The organism is Candidatus Zixiibacteriota bacterium (genome assembly GCA_035380245.1).
GTDB lineage: Bacteria > Zixibacteria > MSB-5A5 > GN15 > FEB-12 > DAOSXA01.
The window spans coordinates 726742-749054 of record DAOSXA010000002.1 but is presented as its reverse complement, the minus strand read 5'-3'; the positions used below and the strand labels follow the sequence as shown (position 1 = coordinate 749054).

Below are 22313 nucleotides of genomic sequence, written 5' to 3'. Positions count from 1 at the left end.
TCCTGATTTTTGGCCTGTTCTCGAAGTTGATTCCGAATGCTACAAATATCCGGCAGGTATTGCCTTGTTTTTGCCGGATCTCTGCGTATATTATTGCTGTATATGGCGAATTCTCCCAACAATGCCGCTCTCGACGCTGTTGCTGAACGGCTTCGGGAATGTCTTGGCGACCGCTTCGAGTTGAACAAACCGCTGGCTCCCTTGACCAGTTTTAAGACCGGCGGCAAGGCTCGTTTTTTTATCTCCTGCACATCTCCCGAAGAACTATCCCGGGCTGTGACTACGGCTGCGGAAGTTGGTATTGACAGTTTCCTTCTCGGGGGTGGATCGAACCTGTTGATTTCCGATGAGGGATATCCGGGACTGGTTATCAAAGTGGCAATTCGTGGTATTAAGGTGTTGCCGGGTAATGTCATAGAGGTTGGGTCGGGAGAGGACTTGATGTCGCTGGTGCAATTCGCCGCGGATCATTCATTGACCGGCCTGGAATTTGCCTCAGGTATATGGGGGACTGTTGGCGGAGCTATTTACGGCAACGCCGGTGCATACGGGGGACAGATAGGATCGTTGTTGCAGGATCTCGATTTGGTTGACCGTAAAGGAAAAAACCACCGGGTAGATGCAGAATATTGTCGCTTTGGTTATCGAGATTCGTATCTTAAGAAGACGGGGGAAATAGTTGTCGTTGCTCGGTTTAAGCTGAAACCGGGCAAGCGTGAAGTGATTCAGGCGGAAGTCGACCGGATTTGGAAAATCCGAGAAGTTAAGTTTCCACCCGATGGGCTTTGCGCCGGCTGTTTCTTCAAAAATATACCGGACGAAAGCCAGCCTTACGGTAAACTTCCGGCCGGAAAGCTGTTGGAAGAAGTGGGCGCCAAGGGCCTCAAGGTCGGCGGCGCAATTGTATACGAAAAACATGCTAATGTTATTCTGAATACCGGGAACGCTTCCTCGAAGGATATCTCCGATTTAGCCGATATTTTAAGGAAGAAAGTTCTCGATAAGTTTGGTATAACCTTAGAGGAAGAAATAATACGTCTAGGATCATTCCAACCTTAAGGAGGACTTCTATCGACTGTTGATAAAAAACTGAGTTGAATTGCGGTGTTTTACCGACGTTGAGAAGTACGCTCCAACATCTTGCTGCTTTTGCCGTTGCCGTGACGGGTGCACTGGTCCTTTTAGTATGCCCGGCCCACGGTTTTGGTCGTTTTGAGGCTACCCTTGACTGGCCGCCTTCTTACATTACTCCTTATCAGTCCAGTAATGAAGATTTCTCGATTGCTCTCGGAGCTAAACCTAATCCCGAGGTGATCGGGGAACGCCCTTATGAGCCGAAGCTGAACCGAGCCAGTTTCGCCGATCATAGTTTGACATTCGTGCAGCAGTATGCCCGGATAGGGAGAGACTCCAAGGATCTCATCCCAGTCTCGGTTGATGCCGATGAATACATGCACTATCGTCTCGATAAGAGTCTTAGTGACAGCAGAAGAAGCGTTTCCAAAAGGGCGATGACCGACTCAGGCCGCCGCAAAGAAGATCGCGGACTGGGAATCAAGGTCGCACTGCCGAAGCGCCTGGACGCTATCTTCGGAGAGGGCGGCGCCGGCCTGACGGTTTCCGGCTATCGACGCATCACCTTCTCCGGCCGTTCGCAATGGACGGATGCTTCCGAGAGCGATACTTACAGCCAGAGCAAGTTCCCCTCGCTCAACATGGAGCAGATATCGCGGTTCGATATCACCGGAACTATCGGTTCCAAGATATCGGTTAAGGTTTCTCAGGACAGCCAGACCGATATCCCCCTGGAGAATCGAATACAGATTCGTTACAAGGGAGACGAGGACGATATTCTCAAGACCATTGAGGCCGGTAACACCAACCTGAATCTTCCCAACACCCAGTTCGTCGGTTATTCCTCACGAATTACCGGTCTTTTCGGTATCAAGACCGAGGCGCAGATCGGCAATCTGAGCCTCACGGCTATTGCTTCTCAGGAGAAGGGTACTTCCGACCAGGCCACATTCTCGCCGACGGGTGAGGAATCGGCGGACGATGTCCGTGATTACGAATACGCGGTGGATAGGATTTTTGATCTTGGCCTCGAAGGGGAATTGGACTCGGCCGATGTCGTCACCAATCTATTCGTGTTCGAACAGGAAACCGACGACGACAACCTGGAAGCATACAATGCCGATATGTACGTGTATCCCAACGATACCACCAAGTTTACGGCAGAACGGATGACTTCTATCCGTGTTAAAGAGGTTGATCCCACCCGCTATACTTTCTTCAACGATACCAAGCGGGGATTGCATTACATGGTTTTTACCACTACTCGTGCCTATAAAGCGTTTGGTGTCTGGATGGTCGTCAAGCGGGTGAACGGCACGATCGATACGCTGGGATCGATTGTCGCCGAACCGTATCGCCTTAAATTGATTCGTCCCTACAACCAGGATCCCGATAATCAGACCTGGCAATTGATGTGGCGGAACTGCTACGATATCACCCGCGGAGCTTCGATTGACGGTCTCACGGTTACGATTTACAAGGGCAATGCCGGAACCGAGAAGACGACCAGTATCAAGGATTACCAGGAACAGAGCAACCAAACCCAGAGTTATCTGGAAATTCTGGGACTGGACCAGTACAATACGACGAGTGGTAAGATCCCGGATGGAGTTATTGACGATCGTGTGGAGATATTCCGTCCGGAGTGGGGGTTGATCATCTTCCCCGAACGAGAACCCTTTAATTCTACACGTACGTTTTCCGACAGCCTTGGACGTGTCACTCAGAAACTCGATGAGCTAGTCCCTGATATTTACAGCTATTACTCGACTACCTCTCAACAAGAGGCCAGCCGCTATTTCATTCGAATTATCTCCAAAGACCGTTCGAGTGTAATCTCACTCGATAAGCCGAACATTATCGATGGATCAGAGCGCATTACTGTAAACGGTCATACGCTTACTCGCGGAACGGACTACGACATCGATTATAATTTCGGACGCGTGACCCTTAAATCCGAAGAAGCCCTTGATCCTAACGCCGACATCAGCATCGATTACGAATATGCGCCGTTCCTGAGTTTGCAAAAGAAAACTCTGTTTGGAGCCAGAGCTGAATATGAATGGAGCAAGGACCTGTCTTTCGGCAGCACGGTCTTGTACAAATCCGACCAGGCTCAGGAGCGTAAGCCTCGAGTCGGTGAAGAGACCTCAAAAATGTTGGTATACGATGTCGATGCCACGCTTAAATTGAGACCGAACTTCCTTACTTCTTTTGTGGATGCCCTGCCGCTATTGAATACGAAACAGGCCTCGGGTATCACTATTTCCGGAGAAGTCGCTCAGTCACACCCGAATCCCAACGTGGACGGAGTGGCTTATGTGGATGATTTCGAATCCGCCCTGGAGCAGTTGTCGCTGGGTGTCAGCCGTACTTCATGGCAGTTGGCCTCCCCTCCGGAACATATCGATGTCGGCAATTACCTGCGGGGTAAGGTGCTTTGGTTCCAGCCGCGCGACGCCGTTTTGACCCAGGATGTTTATGATGTCGATATCGGACGCGGCGAAGGCTCCCTGCGTACCATGAAGTTTATCTTCCGACCTCGACACGATAGTGTTGCGGTTAGTGTCAACGAGGACACCACGGCGCTGGTGCTCGATACGTTGGCCGGTCAATACCATAGCTGGGGCGGTATCATGCGGCGTTTCTCCGGCGTCGATGAAGACCGCGTGCAGCTTTTTGAAATCCGTATGCGAGGTTCGAAACGCGGTAAGTTGCATTTCGATTTCGGACGTATCTCTGAAGACGCCAACAGCGACGGCGCCCAGAACACCGAGGATATGGTGCTGGAGAACAGCTCTCTGGAAACGGAGGAAGACCGCGGTCTGGATACCCTGTTCGATTATCAGGAACCGAACTACATCCCGGGGGTGAATGTCGACCCCAACGGTGATAACTGGTATTTCGAGGGTGACGGCAAATGCCCGCTTCCGAGCAATGAGTGCAATCTAATCAATTGGGACGATGAATCGATCCGCTACGAATGGATCAACGGTACCGAAGGTAACATGAACGATCCCTCAGTACAGGGCCGTCCCGACGAGGAACAACTATCCTCGGTCTCGGGGTTCAACTGGACCAACGCCTATTTCTCCTTCGTGATCGATCTGGACGATGATGCCGAATTCCTTGTCGAGGGCTCCGAAAAAGGAGGCGCCGATAATCCCTGGCGGACTTATCGTATTCCGATTCGCGACACGACCATTCTCGATCAGGAAGTCAGCGACGGCAGTACCGACCCCAATTGGGCCAATATAACTCACGTGAGAGTCTGGTTCGAGGATACTACCTACAGCCTCATTCCGGATACGATCGAGGTCGCCGGCTGGTATTTCGTTCAGTCCAATTGGGCGGACTCGGTCGATGTCCACGATCGCAGTCGTGATCTTGCTGATGATGATAAGACAAGATTCGTTGTGGCATCGGTCAGCGAGGAAGACGGTACGTATACGCCGCCACCCGAAGTGGAGGCATACACGGATCCCAGCACCGGTCTGACGGAAGCGCAACGCGGACTTTTATTGCATTTTGAGAATCTGAATTTCTTCGATACCTGTCTGGCTACGAAAGTGCTGTCGGAGGTCGAGACTTATTCCGGTTACCGCCACATGGAGATGTACGTTCACGGCGGCGATGGTATTATCACGGATCCCAACGGAGATCAGCAGGTAGGTTTGTTCATGCGGATCGGGCAGGATTCGGCCAATTTCTATGAGGTCCGTAAATCAGTTTACCCCGGCTGGGACAGCCGCAACGATATCGATATCGATTTCAACGAATTGACGGCGGTGAAGGACTCGTTGATTCGCAACCTGCCCGATGATGAGACTGAAATCGACGGGGAAAGCGGCAACTATCGCGTATTGGGTTATCCCAATTTGAGCGAAATCAAGTATTTCGTTATCGGTGTCGCTAATCGCAACTTGGCCGACACGGTTGGAGGGGCAACCGGAAATATCTGGGTCGATGAATTGCGTGTAACCGATGTGCGCAACGATGTCGGTACCGCCGCGCGTATTTCGGTTAACGGCAATTTAGCTGACCTGTTCACTTATCGTTTTGGCTATCAGACGCAGGACCCTTATTTCCGTTCGGTTTCGACGGCGACTCGTGGCGGTAGCGGCAACAATCTTGGGAGCGGTAAAACCCAGACATCGTACAACTGGAATGTGACTTTTAACGTCGACCGTTTCATGCCTAAGTTCTGGGGCGCCAACATCCCCATTTCATACAGCTACAGCAAGTCAACTACGATCCCGCTGCTAAGAACGTCGTCTGATATCGTGTTGCCGGATGAGATACGTGAGCAGGAGAAATCTGTCTCGGAGACGCGGAATTTCACGATTTCCGAAAAATTCGCCTACAAGGGCAAAAACCTGCTGTTTATCCTGTTTCTGAATCGACAGGACCTTAGCGTTTCATACCGGCGAACGCTTTCGACATCACCGACCGCACCCTACTCTTTCGGTGAAAACATCTCGGTGAAATCCGGATTTGATTTGTCCATGAAGACGCCCCCGACTTTGTCGATTTTCTTCTGGACCAAATGGATTCCGATAGCCCGGCGGGTTTCAGAGACCGAATTGGGACTTTATCCGACTCGCTGGAGTCTTTCGGCCACATATACTCGGAATGCCAGTATCTCGGACGATGTCAATTATAACCGGCGTTCATCGCTAAAACGAGACCTGGTTGGGTCGATGGACATAAGTTATAACTTATTCCAGAATTTTAAAACCACCTATCGTTATACGACGAAGCGAGATCTGAGCGACCTCAGCCTGGTGAACTGGAGTCTCAAGAATCTCAAACTCGGTCTCGAAACCAGTTATACTCAGGCGTTCAGCGCCACCTATGATCCGAAACTGTTCGAATTCCTTTCCACGAGCTTTAGTTACAAAGCCAACTACAGCGACACGTATGATAAATCTTCGGAGTCGCTCTTAGGTAAGCTCTCTCGTGACATGGGTGTTACCGGTACTTTTGATCACATTAAGTTGTTCGGGGGGAATTCCTCCGGTGGACAGCGCCGTTTCCGCGGTCGACGTGCCAGTACCCGGTCCGGTTCGGAAAAACAACAGGAAGAGAGCGGAAAGCCATTTTACGATCCGGCGCTGTCCGTACTACGTTTCCTGACCGGTTGGATCAAAGCCCCGACTTACGGTTATTCTGAAAACTTCAGCAATCAGCTTCCCGGTATGGTCACGCGACCGAGTTGGGCGCATCGTTTCGGACTTGAAGACTATCCTGATGTCGATACCGTTACGGCAACTCGCTCGCCGAGTGCTTCCGAAGGCGAAACTTCTAATCTGGGGAGCGGCTTCACCTTCCTGGGTGGATTGTCCGTAGACGCTAAATACTCCCGTTCTGTTACGCGTGATCTGATCACGACCTCCAGCCGTTACGAGAAGATTAGTACGAAATGGCCGACTTTAACCATCCGTATCGCTCGTTTCGAGAAACTGCCGATCATAAGAGGAGTTGTAAATAAACTCATTGAGGTATTCGATCCCCGGACCGGCTATAGTCGCTCAACGCGAGAAACTATCGACCTCGACGCCGGACACACTACCTCCACGAGCGAGTCGATCAGCTACAGCCCTTTGATTTCGTTCAATTTCAAGGTGTTCCGGAAATTGACCCTGACGACTAAATACACTCTGACCAGAGATCGCAACGAGAACTTCAACCTGGCCTCGGGTAAGTCTGAAAAGATAACCAAATCTTCAAAGAAGTCGCTTGATTTCTCAACCAGTTATTCTTTCTCGGCACCCGGGGGGATCGGGATTCCGCTATTCGGTAAAATGAAGTTCAACTCGCAGATGTCAATCCAGCTTCGCGCCACATTTAATTCGTCTCTGTCTGAAACGTATACTCAAAGCACGGGCAAATGGGCGCCGTCAAGCGACAAATCCGATATGACCTGGTCCGCTTCAGCCAAATACTCCTTCAGTCAGCAGGTAAACGGCGGCCTCACGATGCGCTGGCAGGATTCGAACGATGCTACCAGTCATCGTAAGAGTCACGTACGTGAACTACAGCTTTGGGCGGAGTTACGCTTCTAAGCTCATATCTGCTATTCTCTATCAGTCCATCAAAATGGTTTCCGTGACTTGACCTTAACGGTATTTCCATTGACCTTTAAGGAGAGGCTGCCTTTACCTGCAGGTTATTTTCAATTGACTTGTTTGCGGTATTCCGAGAGATTGACCTTATGAGAAATGTATTTGTTATTTCATGTCTTTTATTGGCGATAATCATGTTCGCCTGTACCGGGGACAGTGGGCCGGTGCCCGTTTTTAACGGGACACGAGCATTTACTTATCTCGAACAACAGGTTGCTTTTGGACCACGCGTGCCCGGTTCGGAACCCTGGCGCGTTTGTCGAGAATACTTCGTCGATTTCTTCGACAGTCTTAATTTGTCCGTGGACTCACAGTCCTTCTACTTCAGAGATCCTTATTCGGGCCATGACATTCCTCTGGTCAACCTTATCGTGTCAGTCCCGGGAACCGATTCCGATCGAGGCCGGATCGCTCTGTTGGCTCATTGGGACACCCGCCCCATTGCCGAATACGCCACCGACAGCAGTCGCCGCATGCAACCGATTGACGGCGCCAATGACGGTGCTTCCGGTGTGGCCGTACTTATGGAACTGGCCAATGCTCTATCGGACGCCCCGCCGCCGGCAGCGGTTGATTTGATCCTGGTTGACGGTGAAGACTGGGGACGCCCCGGACATCTGGATTACTACATGCTGGGATCGAAGGAATTCGCCCGACAGGGCATCCGGGGACGCTATCGTTTCGGGATCGTGGTTGATATGATCGGCGATGCCGACCAGTCCATCCCGCGTGAGGGTTTCTCAGAGACCTATTGCAAGCAACTGAACGATATGATCTGGGAGATCGCCGACGAACAGGGAATAAAAACTTTCATGGACAGTGTGAGCGAGTCCGTTTACGACGATCATACCTCGTTCAACGCCGTTGGCGTCCCCTGTATAGATCTGATCGATTTCGATTATCCCTATTGGCATACAGAATTCGACACCCCCGATAAATGCTCCTCGAAGGCGCTGGAGAATGTCGGACGTGTTCTGATGGAAGTGATTTATAGACCGAACTTATGGCCAAAACTGAAATAAAAAAACTGCGTGATTTCCCCGCTATCGAAGAGTTGCTTCAAAGCCCGGCCCTTCAGACGGCAATATCCGAGGTGCCGCGTCCGATAGCAGCGGAGATTGTCAAACAGGAGACAGCTGCGGCTAAAGAACAGGTGAAGGCGGGGCAGGAGTTGACGCTGTCGCAGTTGCATCGCACGATCGAACGTGCGCTGGCGGCTATGAAACGCGCCGAAATAACTCGTGTGATAAACGCCACTGGAATTGTAATACATACCAATCTCGGGCGTGCGCCGCTGCCGATGGAATTGTTCGATGAAGTTAAAAAAGCGGTTACCGGGTACGGCAATATCGAATTCGATCTTCATCGCGGGGTTCGCGGCAAGCGCGGCATCGCCTGTGAAAAATACCTCGCCTCGCTTGCCGGCGCCGAAGCCGCCTGTGTCGTTAACAACAATGCCGCCGCTCTGTTGCTTATTCTGAATTCTCTCGCCAATCGCCGCGAGGTGGTCGTATCCCGAGGCGAGCTGGTTCAGATCGGCGGTGGTTTTCGCATCCCCGATATCATGCGGCGTTCCGGGGCGCGTTTGTGTGAAGTCGGTACAACCAACATCACCAACGCCAAAGACTACCTTAATGAAATCAATGAACGCACGGCGCTGATTCTGAAAGTCCACAAGAGCAATTTCATTCAGGCCGGTTTTACCGAGGAGGCCGATCTATCAGAATTGGTCCGAATCGGTCGCGAGCATGGGGTGGCGGTGGTCAACGATCTTGGCTCCGGGGTATTGATCTCGACGCGTGAGTTGATCGGCTATGATGAACCCAGTGTCCAGAACTCGGTTCGTGCTGGAGCCGATTTAACTTGTTTCTCCGGAGACAAGATGCTTGGAGGGGTTCAAGCCGGTTTGATCGTCGGTCGTACCGAATTGGTCAACAAGATCAAACGTAATCCGTTATTCCGCACTGTCCGGGTGGATAAAATTATCTATTCGATGCTTGAGAAGTTGTTCACGATCTACCTGAACGGCCGTCATGACGAAGAAATCAAGCTCTGGGCCAAAGTAAAAGTTCCGGAATCGGAGTTGTACAAAAGGGGCAAAGCCGTTCTTGCGGAGTTAGGTAATCCCCCCGGATTATCGGTCGAGGCGACGGATGCTTTCATGGGTGGCGGGTCATTGCCCGAATCAGCGATTCCCTCGGTCGGCATCGTCTTCTCACCCGACTACAACGCGACCGGCCTGATTCGTAAATTGCGCGAACAACCGACGCCGATCATCGGTCGTATTCAGGACAATCGACTCGTACTGGATATCAAGACGGTTGATCTCGAAGACCTTCCGATTCTGACGCAAGCGATACGTACGATTCTGAAATAGAACGATCTGCGAATATGCTCATCATTGGTACGGCAGGACATATCGACCACGGCAAGTCCGCTATCGTGCGCCGTTTGACCGGTACCGACCCGGATCGATTGCCCGAAGAAAAAGCACGCGGTATGACCATCGATCTCGGTTTTGCCTTTCGCATGCACGATCAGCGCCGGGAGATCGCTTTTGTCGATGTCCCCGGTCACGAACGCTTTGTCAAAAACATGATCGCCGGGGCGGGGGGAATCGATGTCGTTATGCTGGTCGTGGCAGCCGATGACGGCTGGATGCCGCAGAGCCAGGAGCATTTCCAGATTGTCCGATTGCTCGGAATTGAGCGGGGCATAATCGTTATCAACAAAATCGACCTGGTTGGCGATCCCGACTGGATCGATCTGCTGGAGGCGGACATCCGTGATAAAACCGCCGGATCGTTTTTGGCCGAAGCTCCGATTTTCCGTGTTTCGGCTCAGACCGGCGAAGGTATCGACAAACTAGCCGAACATATCGACCACCTCGCGGATGAAGCGGCGGCGGAAAAAGACATCGACAAAGCCCGTCTATACATCGACCGCTCTTTCGTTCTGCTCGGAATCGGCGGCGTCGTGACCGGCACGTTACGCGATGGCTCCTTTTCTGTCGGACAGTCGGTGACGATCTGGCCCTCCGGAACCAGCGGTAAAATACGTTCGCTTCGAGCCAACGACACCGAGGTCGAACAAGCTCTTCCGGGTCAACGCACGGCTGTGTCCGTTTCGGGAGTTGACAAGGAGCAATTGGTCCGGGGTGGTGTTGTCATGACTCGTGAGTCGATTGCGTTCTTTCGCGACAACCAGGTCCTGGCTTTGTCCGTGGAACTCATTCCCGAAGCCAAACTGGCACTGACGAACCGTCGCCGTGTGGTGTTCATAACCGGTGCTACCGAAGTCGAGGGCGAGATACGCCTGTATCGTCGTCGTACGCTCAAAGCCGGGGAGAGCGGTATCCTGTTTTTCAAACCGGACGAACCGGTTTTAAGTTTAATCGGTGACCGCTTCATCGTTCGTCTGCCTACCCCGATGGTTACTCTTGGGGGCGGTCGTATTATCGACCATCTGCCGCATTTCCCTCGCATGCGAAGTATAGAAGAATATCGCTACCTGGAACAGCGTGACGGTGATTTACGAACGTTGATAATCAGCGAGCTGGAAAAACGACTGGCGGTCGACAAACGAGAACTGCTGCACAACGCCGCCATCTCGGATAAAAAAGTGCAGCGTGAGATCAAAGCGCTGGTTCAGGATCGAACGGTCGGGGTGTTTCGGGATATGATTTACCATCGATCTACGATGGAAACCGCGGTCGAAGCGATGAAAAAACATTTGCTCGCGTTCCTCGATGAACGCTCTCATCTCAAAGGGATCCCGCGCGACCAGATGATTCAGATATCACGCATGCCGGAACCGCGTGCCGAGATGTTGATAGAATACATGCTCAGCGAAGGGATACTCGTGCGTTCCGGTGAAACGCTCAATCTGGTCGGGCGCGGCATGAGTCTCAAGGGGAAGGTCAAGCAACTGCACGATGATATCCTGAAGCAAATTACGGAGAATCCCTACACCCCTCCGCGTTTGCCGGATCTGGTGAAGCTCGACAAGGAAGCGCGTGAGGCAATCAAATATATCCTTGAGGCCGAGGAAGGCCACAAATGCGGCGCTGAGTTCGTTTTTGCCGCGACTGTCTGGAAAGAACTGGTGCGATTCATTCGCGAGGCGTTGAACCGAAACGGTGAGTTGACCGTGGCGGCTCTTAAGGATCGTTTTGGACTGACGCGCAAGTTCGCTATCCCGGTTCTGGAAGAGACCGACCGGCTCAAATTTACCCGGCGCGACGGCGACCGGCGGATCAAAGGAGAGCGCTTTGAAGACGAAGAGTTTGATTTATAACGCCCGCATTTATACCCAGGCCGAGGGTGTCTCGGCCGACTCGCTGGCGTTCAATCGCGGGCGGATCGTTGCGGTCGGCAAACGACTTCAGCACGATCCCGAGTTCGCCGGCTACGAAAAAATCGACCTCAACCGCCGCACGGTTGTCCCCGGTCTGGTCGATGCCCATACTCATTTCTTCTATTTTGCACGCTCACTTTCGATGGTTTCTCTGCATGGACTGACTTCGGTCGACGCCTGTCTCAAGAAGATCGCCGCCCATGCCGCCAAACTCAAAAAGGGGGACTGGGTCGTGGGGGAAGGCTATGGTCCCAACTGGTTTGTCGATAACGTACAGCCGGATCGTTACATGCTCGACTCGGTAACCGGCGGTCGTCCAGCCTTCATTTTCTCCAAGGATGAACATTCTGCCTGGGTCAACAGCCGCGCTCTCAACAAGGCCAATATCGGTCCGCGCAGTCTCGATCCGAAGGGCGGTCGCATCGAACGCGACAGCCAGGGCGTTCCCACCGGCATCCTGCGTGAACGTCCCGGTTACGATCCGGTCTATGGCATGATTCCCCCTCTGTCGGAATCACGAATCCGGCGTTATTGGAAACAGGCTTTGGAGTATGCTTACTCAAAAGGCGTCACCGGCGTACATTCGTTCGATGGCCCCGAGGGCTTCGAATGGTTTGCCGACTTGGCCGAAAAGGATAAGCTGGGACTTCGGATCAACTTCTATCCGACAGCCGACCTGGCCGAGAATGTCGTTAGGCAGGGGGTCCGCTACGGAGCCGGCAACGACTGGCTTCGCATCGCCGGCATCAAGGTGTTTGCCGATGGTTCTCTGGGAAGTATCACCGCTCTTTGTTTCGACTCGTACGCCGGACGTCCCGGAGACTACGGGATCGAAGTGACCGGTGTGCGTGAGATTGCCGGCATCGCCCGATTGGCAGCCAAAGCGGGACTTCCACTGGCCGTTCATGCCATTGGCGACAAAGCGGTTTCCAACGTTCTCGAAGCGCTCGAATCAGTTCCTCCGCTGAGTAACGGAGCGCGACACCGTATCGAGCACATTCAACTGGTACGGCGCAAAGATATCGCCCGAATCAAACGACTGGGGGTCGTATTGTCGATGCAGCCTTGTCATTTCCCATTGGACATAACTCCGATTCGCAAGTATTGGGGCAATCGCAGCCGTAATGCCTATATCATTCGCACTTTCCTCGATAAGGGACTCGATATGGCTTTCGGTTCCGATGTCCCCATCGAACCGCTCGATCCGATCACCGGTATTGCCGCCGCCGTGCGACGTGTGCGTCCCGGCACCAGCGACTGTCTCCATCCCGAGCAACGCATCACCGCCGCCGAAGGAGTCCGAGCCTTCACCGTCGGAGCCGCCGTTGCCGCCGGTCAGGCGCACGAACGAGGTTATTTGTTGCCCGGCTACCCGGCCGATTTTGTGGTGTTGTCCGATGACATTACGAAGGTAGCTGTTACTCGTATCGGACAGGTTCGCCCGCTGGCGACAGTGCTTGACGGTAAGGTCAAATACTCCACCGACGAGCTCCATTTGTAGAAGTGTCTTCTCGCGCCGATTGGTAGGCGGCAGTCTTCGTAGGTCAGGACCCTTGCGGTTCTGACATAGAGCCCCGTAGCGCGGGATCCCTGCGATCCCGCGGTATAATCAGCACCTTGCTTGTGGGTGGCGGGAATCCATCTTCATTCTTTCGGTGCCTCGGGTGGAACTTCCGAATTGATGACGCCCCCCCGCATCTCGGGTTCCGGTTTTGTTTGACAATGCTTGACCGAGAAGGCATAATTTAACTATGCGAGTACGATCAACCATTCTAATTCCGCTCGCGCTCTTGCTTCTCATTAGTCCGATTATTTCCCAGGCAATAAGAGCCGCGAACGAAGACGAGATCGACGCCGCTGCCGATACTCGGGTTGTCGATAGTGTCACCGTAGGCGAGGATACGGACAATCCTCTCACCCTGGTCTACACCATGACCATCGACGGCGCTATCGGTGCTGTTACCAGCGACCGAATCGAGGATGCGCTCGACAAGGCCGATGAAGACGGCGCGGCGTTGCTTGTTATCTTCATGGACACGCCCGGCGGTTTCACCAAACCGACCTGGACCATCTGCAAGAATATCCTGAACTCCCCGGTGCCGGTTTGTACTTACATCGCCCCGTCGGGAGCACGAGCCGGTTCGGCCGGGGTGTATATCACCTACGCCTCACATTTCGCCGCCATGGCTCCCTCGACCAATATAGGAGCCGCCCATCCGGTGGGAGGCGGGGGACAGGAAGTCGACTCGGTGATGAACGAGAAAATTACCAACGATGCCGTGGCGCAGATCAAAGCCGCCGCCGAGAAGCGCGGCCGCAACGCCGAATGGGCCGAACGCGCCGTTCGGGAGTCAGTCTCGATCACCGATAACGAAGCGCTCGCAATGGGTGTAATTGAGTTCCGGGCAGAGGACATCGAAGATTTACTTCGCCAGATTAACGGCAGGGAAGCCGATCTGCCCGGTGGTAAAAAGACCATGAAGCTCGATAAAACTCACACCGAAGAAATCCCGACCTCATGGATATATCGCCTGCTTGAGTTGATCACCGATCCGGATATCGCCCTGATTCTTTTCTCGCTCGGCAGCCTCGGTCTGATGCTTGAGTTGTACAATCCGGGTGCGATATTGCCCGGTGTGGTCGGAGCCATCTCACTGTTGCTGGCGCTCTACGCCTTCCAGACCCTGCCCATCAACTACACCGGGGTGGCGCTGATTTTGCTGGCGATCATTTTGTTCATTGCCGAAATCAAGGTGGTCAGTCACGGCATTTTGACCATCGGCGGCGTTATTGCCTTTTTCCTTGGAGGGCTTATGCTGGTAGATTCCGTTGATCCCGCTTTGCGGGTTTCTATGACCACCCTCATCACCGTCACGATCGTTGTCGGCGTTGCCTTTGCCGTTGTCATCTGGCTGGTTATCAAGGCGCACGGACGCAAGGTTGTGGTCGGTAACGAGGGCATGATCGGGCAGTTGGCCGAGGTGCGTCGGCCCGATATGGTCCATATCGAGGGTGCTCTCTGGAAAGCCCGGACCGAGGATCGTCAGGCGCTTACGCCGGGCGATACGGTCGAAGTTGTCGCGGTCCAGGGATTGACTCTTATTGTCAGGAAGACGAACTCATAGCATACGGAGGATAGCGTGGTTGCACCAAGTCTCTTTTCGATTGGGATCATCCTGGTCCTGTTTCTCTGGTTTCTTTCGGCCGCAATCAAAATTCTTAAAGAATACGAGCGTGGTGTGGTGTTCCGTCTCGGACGCCTGGTGGGAGCCAAAGGACCCGGCCTGATTATTCTGATCCCGGTTGTCGATAAGTTCGTGCGGGTCGATCTGCGCGTTATTACCTACGATGTGCCGGCTCAGGATGTTATTACCAAGGATAACGTTTCAGTCAAGGTCAACGCCGTGTTGTATTTCCAGGTGACCGATCCGAGCCGGGCGGTGGTCTCCGTGGCAAATTTCTTCGAGGCCACCTCGCAGATTGCCCAGACTACCCTGCGATCTGTTCTGGGGCAGGTCGAGTTGGATGACCTGCTCGCCAACCGTGAGAAGATTAACGCTGAGCTGCAGTCAATCATCGACGAACAGACCGAGCCCTGGGGGGTTAAGGTCAGCGTGGTCGAGGTGAAGAATGTCGATCTCCCGCCGGAAATGCAACGCGCCATGGCGCGCCAGGCCGAGGCGGAACGTGAGCGGCGCTCCAAGGTGATTCACGCCGAGGGTGAATACCAGGCGGCCCAGCGCCTGGCCGATGCGGCGGGCGTGATCGCGACCCAGCCGAACGCGATGCAACTGCGGTTTTTGCAGACGATGGTCGAGGTCTCGGCCGAGAAAAACTCGACACTGGTTTTCCCGGTCCCGATCGACCTGCTGGACTCGTTCAAGAAATATCTGGATAGGGGCTCAAACACCCCGAAAGCTTAGGCGCCTCGCCGTGTGGGCGGCAGACCTCCCGGTCTGCCCCATGAAAACGCAAATGTTCGTAGCCCGGGATCCCTGCGATCCCGGGCTTTGTTGTGCGGTCCCTCGGATGTGCGGGCGGCCGACCTCCCGGTCTGCCCCTTGAAAACGCGATCCACTTTTCGTTCCGTCGCTCGGTGGCCCATCCGTCCACGGGTGGGAAGTTTCAAACTGCCCCCTTAGGAACATTGGTGGGTGGCAAACGTCTTCCTCTTAAAACGCGAATATCCGTAGTCCGGGATCCCTGCGATCCCGGGCTTTGTTGTGCGGTCCCTCGGATGTGCGGGCGGCCGACTTCCCCGGTCTGCCCCGTGAAAACGCGATCCACTTTTAGTTCTGTCGCTCGGTGGCCCATCCGTCCACGGGTGGGAAGTTTCAAACTGCCCCCTTATGAACATTGGTGGGCGGCAAACGTCTTCCTCTTAAAACGCGAATATCCGTAGTTGTGCGGTGTTTGATTGGGTGGCGGGTTTCCAATGCCTTGGTGTTGAAAGGACTTGGCTCTATTGGCATGGAAGGTGTAGGAACGGGGACCGCGTCCTGCGTCTACGATAATCAGAACGCTGTCCATGCTGGCCTTCCCTCCTGGAAACCCTGGGCCACCGAACGGAGAGACATGCCCTATATCGCTCGGGTCTTGGGGCAGACCGGGAGGTCTGCCGCCCACCGAATGATTCTCTTGCGTAGGTCGGTGTTCCGGAGCGAGCGAGGGCAACGCCCCGCGAGCAGAGAAACCCGACAAATTCGGGATGACTCCGCTAACTGGCGAGTACAAAAAAGCCACGCTGGAGCGTGGCTTTTTAGATTATCGGTCAAACCGGTGAAGACTGAGGAGCAGTTATTCTTTCTCTTCGCCCTCTTCGCCTTCTTCACCTTCACCCTCAGCGCCTTCAGCTTTTTCAGCTTCTTCACCTTCGGCGGCGGCGGCGGCGGTTTCCTTGACAACGGTCGGGGCTGCGATAACGACGATCGTCCGTTGTTCCGGAGAGATAATAGTACCGGCCTCGAGTTTCAAGTTACGAACGTGAATGGAGTCGCCAATAGCGAGTTCGGAGACATCGATATCGAACGACCCGGGGATATCCTGAGGCAAACAGGAGACTTCGATTTCACGCATGGTTATCTGCATGATGCCGCCGTCGACCTTGACTCCCACCGGCACGCCGTGGAATTTGACCGGCACGGCCACACGGAGCGGTTTGCTCATGCTGATAGCGTGGAAATCGAGGTGAATGATATGGGTGGTGACGGGGTCGCGCTGGATTTCACGCAGAACGACCTTGGTCTCTTTGCCGTCGACGGACAGGTTGTAAATCGTGCCGGCGCCGGTGGACTGCTTAAAGGCCAGGCGCAGATCTTTCTCACCGATCGAAAGCGATATTGGTTCGGTTTCGGGACCGTACATAACGCCGGGAACGCGGCCGTCCATACGAATCCTTCGGGCAAAACCTTTGCCGACACCCTCGCGGCGCTCGGCCGCAATAGGTACTTCTCTCATGGCTGAATCGAATCCTCTATTATGTCGTTGTTCTTTATCATCTATGTTGAAGTCGCTAATTGCTCGGCATCTCCCGGAAGAGGGAAGAGACCGATTCCTCGTCGAATATGCGGTTGATAGCTTCGCCGATCAGTTCGGAGACAGTGACCACCTCGAAGGTGCTCGGCAGGCCGCGATCGTCCTGGAGAATGGAGTCGGTGACGATCATTTTACGGATGGCCGATTGCTCGATACGCTGCAGAGCCGCACCGGACAACACACCGTGAGTACAGGCCGCGACAACATCGAGAGCGCCGTGTTCTTTGACGACCTTGGCCGCCTCGCATAAAGAGCCGCCGGTGTCGATCATATCGTCGCGGATAAGGACGTTTTTGCCTCTGACGTCGCCGATGAGATTCATCGCTTCGGCTTCATTGGCACGCAGGCGGCGTTTGTCCACGATAGCCAGGTCGGCGTGCAGCGCCTCGGCGGTGGCGCGCGCCAGTTTGATCGAACCGACATCGGGAGAGACCACCACCAGGTTCTCCAGCCCCATCTGTTCGAGATGGTTGTTGATCACGACCGAACTGTAAAGGTGGTCGTGGGGCAGATCGAAAAAGCCCTGGATCTGGCTGGCATGGAGGTCCATGGTAATAACGCGGTCAGCGCCGGCAGTAGTGATCAGGTTGGCGATCAGCTTGGCGGTGATGGCGACGCGCGGACGATCCTTGCGGTCGGCGCGGGCGTAGCCATAGTACGGAATAACCGCGGTGATGCGCATAGCCGAGGCACGGCGTGAGGCCTCGATGAGCATAAGCAGCTCCATGAGGTTCTCGGCCGGGGGATTGGTCGGCTGGATAATGAAAAGGTCCGCACCGCGGATGTTTTCGTTGATCTGGACAAATACCTCGCCGTCGGAGAACCGGGTGACAGTACAGTCGGCCAGGCTCTCGCCGAGATAGGCGGCGATCTTTTCGGCCAGCGGGCGATTGGAATTGCCGGTAACCAGTTTTAATTCTTCGCGAACGATCATGTTTTCATCCCGTACAAAACGCGACCTGCCGACTGTTGTCAGTGCAGGCAGGTTGACGCCAAGATCAAAAAGCTGGGGCGCCAGGATTCGAACCTGGGAATGCCAGCTCCAAAGGCTGGTGTCTTACCGCTTGACGACGCCCCAAAAAATCAAGGACGTATTTTATGTCACAAACTAGTTTGTGCCTTGAGTTCCATTTCGTAAGCTTCGATGACCCGCCTTTCCAGGGTGTTGCGCATCTCGGCCGTGACCGGGTGGGCAATATCCTGGTGGGTGCCGTCGCGCCGTCGCCGGCTGGGCATGGCCAGAAAGTAGCCTTCGTTCCCTTTGATCACTTTCATGCCACGCACCACGAAGGCATCGTCGAACGTCACATTAACAAAGCCTTTAAGCCTATCTTCATCTCTCAAGGTGACCCGGATTTCTGTAATCTCCAAAGCCGCCTCCCTCTGGTTCATGGTTATTATCAGAGTCGAACCTGACCGGTCTCACTGAGCAACAAAACCAGTCATTTCTGATCAACCGTATTACTTCTTCTAACTCCGGAGCTATATGGTACACACCAAAAACAGTCGGACCACTGCCGCTTAACCGCACCAGTCTAGCCCCGCAGTCCAACAGAACATTTCTTATCCGACCCAGATCCGGGCACCGTTTTAGCTGGGTCTTTTCAAAATCATTGCCGGAAGAATCAAGGCACTCAACAAATTCCTCGAAACTCCGGCAGTAGGGCAAACTAAATGGATGTCTTGAGTTTGTCAAGCCCATTCTAAGGTCGGCATAGGCCTCGGCGGTGGATACGGGAATTCCCGGATTGACTAGTAAGATTGCGTAATCGGTCGGTAGTTCAACCGGTTCGACAATCTCTCCCCGTCCTGTGACCAGAGCCTGGCCGTTGGAGAAGAAAAAGGGCACATCAGAGCCGATCAGAGCCCCGATACGGGCCATCTCTTCGTATGTTAAGTCTAAATGATTCAGTAGATTATAGGCTATTATTGTGGCCGCCGCGTCGGCCGACCCGCCCCCGAGGCCGGCTGCCAGCGGAATTCTCTTGGTTAACTCGACGGACAGACCATGCTTGAGTCCGAACCGACGAGCCATGAGTTCACAGGCTCGACAGATAAGATTGGAGTTGTCGTTAGGCAGAGTGTCGTTGCCTAAAACGGAAAGAGTGCATCCGGGGCGATCCAACCGTTGAAACTCCAGTTTGTCAAAGAGCGATACGGCCTGAAACAATGAGTTGATATCGTGGAAGCCGTCTTCGCGTTTACGAAGGACTTCTAAAAATAAGTTTATCTTGGCCGAAGCGTCGATAACGACGCGGTCGCTGGTGCACGTTCTAATGATCATGGTTCCGGCCACCCCGTCAGGCCAGATAGTGTGTCTCTCAAGGTTGGTAAAGCTCTATCAATCCGAAGATAGTGCATGTGATGAAAAAAACCAAGCTTTCTTATACTCTAATTATGACCGGTGAGCTTGTCTCGGTCGGCATAAAATCATATAATGCTAACTTATGCGATTGACAGTACAAGCTATTTCCCGGAGGTAACTATGGATCCCTTTAACTCGATATCTCCCCTAAGCACCAAGGGCGGCGAGGTGAAGATGTATCGGCTCGATAAAGTGGCGTCGGCCGATCAATTGACCAGAATGCCGTACTCGATCAAGGTGCTGCTGGAGAACGTTCTTCGCAATGTCGACGGACATGCCGTGACTGAAGATGATGTGAAGCGGCTGGCCGCCTACAAGGCGAAGACGGTGGGCGATGTGGAACTGCCTTATAAACCGGCCCGCGTGCTACTTCAGGATTTTACCGGTGTCCCGGCGGTGGTTGACCTGGCAGCGTTGCGGTCGGCGATGAAGCGCATGGGTGGGGATCCCGGGAAAATCAATCCGTTGGTGCCGGTCGATCTGGTAATTGACCATTCCGTGCAGGTTGATGCCTATGCTTCCGATGATGCGCTCAAAATCAATATGCAAAAGGAATTCGAGCGGAATGCCGAACGGTATGAATTTTTGCATTGGGGCAAAAAGGCGTTTGATAATTTCCGAGTAGTCCCTCCGGCAACCGGGATCTGCCATCAAGTGAATCTCGAGTATCTGGCTAAGTGTGTATTGGTAAGAAACGGCATCGCTTTTCCTGATACGCTGGTCGGTACCGACAGTCACACGGTGATGGTTAACGGTCTGGGGGTGCTGGGCTGGGGTGTCGGCGGTATCGAAGCCGAGGCGGCGATGCTGGGACAGCCGATTTATATGCTCACACCGGAAGTGATTGGGTTCCGTTTGTGCGGCAAATTGCCGGAAGGAACGACCGGAACAGATCTGGTGCTGACCGTCACCCAGATGTTGCGCGAGAAGGGGGTGGTCGGCAAGTTCGTAGAGTATTACGGACCGGGGCTGGATCATTTGCCGTTGCCGACCAAGGCCATGATTGCCAACATGGCCCCCGAGTACGGCGCTACGATGGGATTTTTCCCAATCGACAAAGCCACCCTGGACTATCTGAAAATGACCGGTCGGACCGAGGAGGAGATCGATCTGGTCGAACGTTATGCCAGAGAGCAGGGCCTTTTCCGTGAGCCTGATTCGCCGGAACCGGTGTTCACCGATACGTTGGAGTTGGATTGCGGTGTAATTGAGTCTTCGCTGGCCGGACCGAAACGGCCGCAGGACCGGGTGTCGCTGGCCAATATGAAGAAAGAGTTCCATGCCGGAATGGCACGTTCGGTTAAGGAGCGAGGCTTCGAGGTCCCGCCGGGAGATCGGGCAACCAAGGTTAAGCTGGCGGAGGGAGATCAGCCCGAAATCGGCCATGGAGTGCTGACGATCGCCGCGATTACCTCATGCACGAACACCTCCGATCCGAACGTTCTGGTGGCGGCCGGGCTGGTAGCCAGGAAGGCCGTGGCGAAAGGGCTGAAGGTGTCGCCGTGGGTGAAGACATCGCTGGCGCCGGGTTCGCGGGTGGTGATCGACTACCTTGAAAAAGCCGGTTTGATGGAGCCCTTGAAGAAACTCGGTTTCCATAATGTCGGATTTGGCTGTACGACCTGTATTGGCAATTCGGGCCCGCTGTCGGATGCGATGGTGACGGCGATCAACGAGGGCAATCTGGTGGCGGCAGCGGTGCTGTCCGGCAATCGAAATTTTGAGGGGCGTGTCAGTCCGCATACAAAGGCGAATTTCCTGGCTTCACCGCCGCTGGTGGTGGCTTATGCGCTGGCGGGAACAATTGATATCGACCTGACCAATGATCCGATCGGCAAGGGAACCGATGGTGATGTTTTCCTGAAGGATATCTGGCCGACGCAGAATGAGATCACCGAGGCTGTGAAAGCGGCAGTACAGCCGGAGATGTTCCGGGAGAAGTATTCTTCGGTGTTCGACGGTAACCCGACCTGGAATGCGATCAAGTCGTCTGAAGGCGACCTGTATGAATGGAATGAAAATTCGACCTACATCCAGGAACCGCCGTTCTTTGTCGATCTTTCGGCCGAACCGGACGATATTGCGCCGATAAACGACGCCCGAGTGCTCTGTTTGCTCGGGGATTCGATCACGACCGATCATATCTCACCGGCGGGGGTGATCAAGGCCGATCAGCCAGCGGGCAAGTTCCTGCTGGAACACGGGGTGGCGTTCGAGGATTTCAACAGTTACGGCTCACGGCGCGGCAACGACCGCATCATGACACGCGGAACTTTCGCCAATATCCGCTTGCGCAATCTGCTGGCTCCGGGAACGGAAGGAGGCGTAACAATATTTCTGCCAACCGGGAAGCAAATGTCGATCTATGACGCGGCGGTGCTCTACAAAGAAACCAGGACACCGCTGGTGGTGATCGCAGGTAATGATTACGGCATGGGGTCTTCACGTGACTGGGCGGCCAAGGGGACCAATCTGCTCGGCGTGAAAGCGGTGTTGGCGCAGAGCTATGAGCGCATCCATCGTTCGAATCTCGTTGGCATGGGCGTGCTGCCTTTGCAGTTCCTGCCGGGGGAATCGCGCGAAACGGTTGGTCTGAACGGCACCGAGAAGTTCACAGTCGAAGGCCTTTCGAACGGCCTTAAGCCCAAACAGAAGGTGACAGTGCGGGCCAGGGGAGACCACGACGAGAAGACCTTCCAGATGATCGCCCGCCTCGACACGCCGGTGGAGGTAGATTACTACCGCAACGGCGGTATTTTACACATGGTGCTGCGGCAGTTGGCCCGGGGCTGATTGCCACCCGGTGCGATTAATTAGTCAATGATACTGGCCGGTCGCTCAAAGCGGCCGGTCAGTTT

At 54.0% G+C, this 22313-nt stretch carries 13 protein-coding genes and 1 tRNA gene; 9 read left to right on the top strand and 5 right to left on the bottom strand.

The genetic code is table 11. The features are described 5' to 3' along the window. Positions 1 to 102 precede the first annotated feature (102 nt). The 8 genes from murB to PLF13_08290 all read left to right on the top strand — a co-directional run bounded on the left by murB (position 103) and on the right by PLF13_08290 (position 15478). Complete coding sequence (murB, locus tag PLF13_08325) at positions 103 to 1059, top strand: UDP-N-acetylmuramate dehydrogenase (protein ID HOP07281.1); 957 nt, start codon at positions 103 to 105, stop codon at positions 1057 to 1059. Positions 1060 to 1118: 59 nt separating this feature from the next. After that, positions 1119 to 7139 (top strand): cell surface protein SprA, encoded by a 6021-nt coding sequence (gene sprA, locus PLF13_08320; protein HOP07280.1) that lies wholly within the window; start codon positions 1119 to 1121, stop codon positions 7137 to 7139. A 149-nt stretch (positions 7140 to 7288) separates the two neighbouring features. Further along, entirely contained in the window at positions 7289 to 8221 is a 933-nt protein-coding gene (locus PLF13_08315) for a M28 family peptidase (GenBank protein ID HOP07279.1), read from the top strand. Further along, positions 8203 to 9576 (top strand): L-seryl-tRNA(Sec) selenium transferase, encoded by a 1374-nt coding sequence (gene selA, locus PLF13_08310; GenBank protein ID HOP07278.1) that lies wholly within the window; start codon positions 8203 to 8205, stop codon positions 9574 to 9576. The genes PLF13_08315 and selA overlap by 19 nt, the downstream gene beginning before the upstream one ends. A 14-nt stretch (positions 9577 to 9590) precedes the next feature. Next, a complete protein-coding gene (gene selB, locus PLF13_08305; GenBank protein ID HOP07277.1) occupies positions 9591 to 11495 on the top strand; it encodes a selenocysteine-specific translation elongation factor in 1905 nt (634 codons plus the stop codon). Further along, positions 11470 to 13056, top strand: a complete 1587-nt coding sequence (locus PLF13_08300) for an amidohydrolase (GenBank protein HOP07276.1) — start codon at positions 11470 to 11472, stop codon at positions 13054 to 13056. The genes selB and PLF13_08300 overlap by 26 nt, the downstream gene beginning before the upstream one ends. A gap of 250 nt (positions 13057 to 13306) precedes the next feature. Continuing rightward, the gene (locus tag PLF13_08295; protein ID HOP07275.1) at positions 13307 to 14680 is read left to right on the top strand and encodes a nodulation protein NfeD; all 1374 of its coding nucleotides are present in this window, start codon (positions 13307 to 13309) and stop codon (positions 14678 to 14680) included. A 15-nt stretch (positions 14681 to 14695) separates the two neighbouring features. Beyond that, positions 14696 to 15478: a slipin family protein gene (locus PLF13_08290; protein HOP07274.1), complete on the top strand. Its 783-nt coding sequence runs from the start codon at positions 14696 to 14698 to the stop codon at positions 15476 to 15478. An 874-nt stretch (positions 15479 to 16352) separates the two neighbouring features. Here PLF13_08290 and PLF13_08285 read toward each other — a convergent pair. The 5 genes from PLF13_08285 to ispE all read right to left on the bottom strand — a co-directional run bounded on the left by PLF13_08285 (position 16353) and on the right by ispE (position 19374). Beyond that, a complete protein-coding gene (locus tag PLF13_08285; protein HOP07273.1) occupies positions 16353 to 17012 on the bottom strand; it encodes a 50S ribosomal protein L25 in 660 nt (219 codons plus the stop codon). A gap of 55 nt (positions 17013 to 17067) precedes the next feature. Then, positions 17068 to 18024: a ribose-phosphate pyrophosphokinase gene (locus PLF13_08280; GenBank protein ID HOP07272.1), complete on the bottom strand. Its 957-nt coding sequence runs from the start codon at positions 18022 to 18024 to the stop codon at positions 17068 to 17070. A 72-nt stretch (positions 18025 to 18096) separates the two neighbouring features. After that, positions 18097 to 18168: transfer RNA gene (locus PLF13_08275), tRNA-Gln, on the bottom strand. 23 nt (positions 18169 to 18191) lie between these two features. Continuing rightward, positions 18192 to 18461 (bottom strand): SpoVG family protein, encoded by a 270-nt coding sequence (locus PLF13_08270; protein HOP07271.1) that lies wholly within the window; start codon positions 18459 to 18461, stop codon positions 18192 to 18194. Continuing rightward, positions 18424 to 19374 (bottom strand): 4-(cytidine 5'-diphospho)-2-C-methyl-D-erythritol kinase, encoded by a 951-nt coding sequence (gene ispE / locus PLF13_08265; protein ID HOP07270.1) that lies wholly within the window; start codon positions 19372 to 19374, stop codon positions 18424 to 18426. Before ispE ends, PLF13_08270 begins: the two co-directional genes overlap by 38 nt. A 201-nt stretch (positions 19375 to 19575) precedes the next feature. Here ispE and acnA point away from each other — a divergent pair, with 201 nt between their 5' ends. Next, complete coding sequence (gene acnA, locus PLF13_08260) at positions 19576 to 22248, top strand: aconitate hydratase AcnA (protein ID HOP07269.1); 2673 nt, start codon at positions 19576 to 19578, stop codon at positions 22246 to 22248. The last annotated feature ends 65 nt before the right edge of the window (positions 22249 to 22313 follow it).